Here is a 3,395-nt window from a genome sequence, read left to right as displayed (position 1 = left end):
GCATGCACCCGCCGGCCCCGGCGGCCGTCTTGCTGGCCGGGCTGTTGACCCGCCGGAACGGGTAGAGCTGCGCGAAGAAGTAGACGAACGCGGGGACGATCACCCGTTCCCACGCCGTTTCCGCGCGGAGCAGCGCCATCTGCGAGACCACCGCCCGGTCGTCGCCGGTGGCCGCCGCGACGATGGCGCGCAGCGCGCCAGGCGCCCACGCGATGTCCGCGTCCGTGAACAGCAGGTACTCGGGCGCTTCGGCCGCGGCGGCCGCGGCGCCCTGCGCCATGGCCCACACCTTCCCTGCCCAGCCGTCCGGCCGGGGCTGCCCGGCGAGCACGGTGAGCGGCGCGCCGCCATCGCCTGCGGACCTGGCGGCGAGTCCGGCCGCGATCCCGGCGGTCCCGTCGTCGCTCCTGTCGTCTACCAGGACGACGCGGAACTCTCCCGGGTAGTCCTGCCCCAGCAGCGCGGGCAGCGTCACCGGCAGCATGTCCGCCTCGTTCCTCGCGGGCACCACCGCCGTCACCGCGGGCCACGGCCCGGCACCGGTTTGCCACGGCGGGACCGGCCGGGCCCCGGGCAGCCGCTGGCTGGTCAGCCAGTATCCGCCGTGGGCGGCTACCAGGTAGATCCAGGCGGCCGCGCTGACGGCACACACGATCGCGAATCCAAGCACACCGGAAGTGTGGCACAGTCCGGCGGCACCCGTCATTTCCAGGTATTTCACCGCATAGCAAAAGGCCGCTCCGTAAATCGGAGCGACCTTTTGGCTAACGAGCCTGGGCTCACCGCGGAATCAGGAGCGGCCTGCCGATACCAGTTCTCGCTGCTCAACGCGGACACGGGCGGGCGACCACCGCTGCGCGGGGGCTGGCACGGCCACGGAATCCGGCTGCCGCAGGTAGGCCGGTACGGTGCGGGTCTCTCGCGGATGCCGGTCCGGGCGCTTGAAGATCATCCACATCGGGATGCCCACCCACAGCCCGAAGAACAGCACCATGAGCGGAATGTTGATCCACAGGAATTCACCAGTCATTTTCGCCTCCTTCTGGCTTAGATAATTCCTGATGGATATCCCCCTTCCCTGAGACCGGTCTATGACACAGTTATGAGTCCGTGATAAGCCTATGAATTCACTCTGCACGCGCACCGAATTAAGTGAAGCAGGTCACATTGAGCGGCGGTCCTGATCAGCCGCGCGCGGCCAGGTACCTGGCGAGATGGTCGATGACCTCCCGCGCGTCGTCCTCGATGCCGTAGATGAACGTGGACTTGCGCCGACGCAGCACGGGAAGCCCGAGCGCGTACAGTCCCGGGCTGTCGACGACACCGCCGTCGTGCCGCAGCTGGCCCTTCGCGTCGAGCACCGGGACGTCGAGCCACCCGTAGCCGGGGCGGAAGCCCGTCGCCCAGACGATCGCCGCGATCTCGCCGCTGCCCAGGTCGAGCTGGAGCGGGGCCGCGGCGGGCACCAGGGTCGGTGCGAAGCGCTCTGGGGAGTCGAACTCGGCGTCACGCCCGCTGGTGAGCGCCCACTCGTCGAAGCTGTCGAGCAGCCGGTTCATCTTGAGGTCCGCGAGCGAGAACACGTTGCGCAGCCCGCCGGAGAACAGCGCCCGGCCGTCGCGGACCATGGCCCAGCGGCCCACCAGCTCGACGCCCAGCGCGGTGAGCGCGTTGAGGTCCAGCGTGCTCCGCTCGGGGGTGCCGACGAGCTGCGGCGATGGCAGCCGCCTGGCGCGCGTGAGGTCGTCGAGTTCGTCGTATCGCTGGTCCCACACGCCCGAGGCGTCCATCCACCACAGCACGTCGCGGCCGCGGTACAGCCGCGGCAGCCGCACGTGCTCCCCGACCGACAGGGTCACCGGCCGGCCCGACCGCTTGATCTCGGCCGCGAGCTGCACGCCGGTCGCTGACGCTCCCACCACGAGCACGCCACCGTCGGGCAGCTTCGCGGGATCGCGGTAGTCGAACGGCGTGAACTGCTCGACCGACGCGGGCACGCCGCCGGCGAACTGCGGCACCGACGGCTGATTGCAGGCGCCGCTCGCGATGACCACCGTCCGGCAGCGGATCTCGCCGCCGGTCGTCGTCACGCGGTAGCCGTCGTCGGTGCGCCGCACCGACGTGACGTTCGTGCCGCTCCGGACCGGAGCGCGCGAGGCCGCGGCGAAGCGCTCGATGAGCTCAGTCACCTCTCCCACGGTCATGTAGCCGTCCGGGTCCTGGCCTTCGTAGCGAAGGCCCGGCAGGCGGCTTAGCCAGTTGGGAGTGAGCAGCCGCAGCGAGTCCCAGCGTTCGCGCCGCCAGGAGTTCGCCACCTCGCCGCGCTCGAGCACGACGTGATCGATCGACCGGTCGCTGAGGAAGTGGCTCGCGGCAAGGCCCGCGTGCCCCGCCCCGATGACGACCGTGGTGAGCTGCTCGATGACCTGGCTCCTCAGGCGACTTCGACGGTGACGTTCGTCGGGTTCGTCAGCGCGTCGAACACGGCGGAGCGCTTCTGGGACTGGGCCACCAGCGCCTCGATGTCCTCGCGCGACGCGTCCGCGTCGATGTGGAACGTCACTTTGACGTCGTTGAAGCCGTTGCGCACGTCGCTGTCGGCGCCGAGGATGCCACGGATGTCGTGCTCGCCCTCGACGGTTGCCTCGACCGAGCGCAGCTGGATGCCGCGGTTCTGCGCGACGGACGCCACGCCCGCGCTGAGGCAGCTCGCCAGGCCGACGATGAGGTACTCGATCGGCGTGATGCCCTTGTCCGTCGCCGCGAAGACCTCCGGGTGGTCGGCCTCGAAGGTGGACTCTTCCAGGTGGCTCTGCTCCTGGCCGAGGCCGAAGAAGCTCTGCACCTTGATCTGGCTGTGCACGCCGCCCTGCCACGTGGCGGACGCCCGCCAGGTGAACTGGGCGGCCTCGGGCGCGGTCTTCAGCGCGTCCCTGGCGTCGAGCAGTGCCTGCACGTTGACGCCGTTATCGGCAACAGTAGTCATGTCTGGTGATACTCCCTTACGGCCACTTCCGGATTGGATTCGATTCCCTATGGATTTGCTTGACAATACACCGAGCAGGGCAAGCTAACATAGCCCCATGGTGGAGCCAGCCTCGACGCTCGCGGCCGGCTCGGTCGGCCCATTTGGTTCGGTCGGCACTGTCGAAACTCAGTACCTTGACCTGCCCGGCCCGGTGCGACTCGACTGCGGGCGGGAATTGCACCCGGTTCGCGTAGCGTACGAAACCTACGGGACCCTGTCACCCCGGCAGGACACCGTCGTCTTGGTCTGCCACGCGCTCAGCGGCGACGCCCACGCCGCGGGCATCGCGAAGACGGCACCGCAGGAGAGCACCCGCGACGGTTTCGGCGCTGCCGACCGCGATGGCTCGGTCGGCAAGGCGCTTGGC

Annotated in this window: 4 protein-coding genes and 1 pseudogene; 1 reads left to right on the top strand and 4 read right to left on the bottom strand. The window is 69.4% G+C overall.

Features of this window, described 5'->3' with window-relative positions:
* The 4 genes from WA805_RS10320 to WA805_RS10305 all read right to left on the bottom strand — a co-directional run.
* The coding region (locus WA805_RS10320) for a glycosyltransferase (RefSeq protein ID WP_425242228.1) at positions 1-670 on the bottom strand (670 nt) is incomplete at its 3' end.
* A gap of 120 nt (positions 671-790) precedes the next feature.
* The gene (locus WA805_RS10315; RefSeq protein ID WP_422281312.1) at positions 791-1,030 is read right to left on the bottom strand and encodes a hypothetical protein; all 240 of its coding nucleotides are present in this window, start codon (positions 1,028-1,030) and stop codon (positions 791-793) included.
* Between the two features lie 154 nt (positions 1,031-1,184).
* Positions 1,185-2,399 carry an NAD(P)-binding domain-containing protein gene (locus tag WA805_RS10310; protein WP_425242229.1) on the bottom strand — a complete coding sequence of 405 codons (1,215 nt, stop codon included), beginning with the start codon at positions 2,397-2,399 and terminating at the stop codon, positions 1,185-1,187.
* 35 nt (positions 2,400-2,434) lie between these two features.
* Positions 2,435-2,986 (bottom strand): OsmC family protein, encoded by a 552-nt coding sequence (locus WA805_RS10305; protein ID WP_422281310.1) that lies wholly within the window; start codon positions 2,984-2,986, stop codon positions 2,435-2,437.
* 97 nt (positions 2,987-3,083) lie between these two features.
* Here WA805_RS10305 and metX point away from each other — a divergent pair.
* Positions 3,084-3,395 (top strand): annotated as a pseudogene (gene metX / locus WA805_RS10300) (homoserine O-acetyltransferase); the annotation flags it as partial.

The organism is Trebonia sp. (genome assembly GCF_049794275.1).
In the GTDB taxonomy this organism is placed as follows: Bacteria; Actinomycetota; Actinomycetes; order Streptosporangiales; family Streptosporangiaceae; genus Trebonia.
The sequence above is the reverse complement of the archived record's forward strand: the minus strand, read 5'-3'. Positions and strand labels throughout refer to the sequence as shown.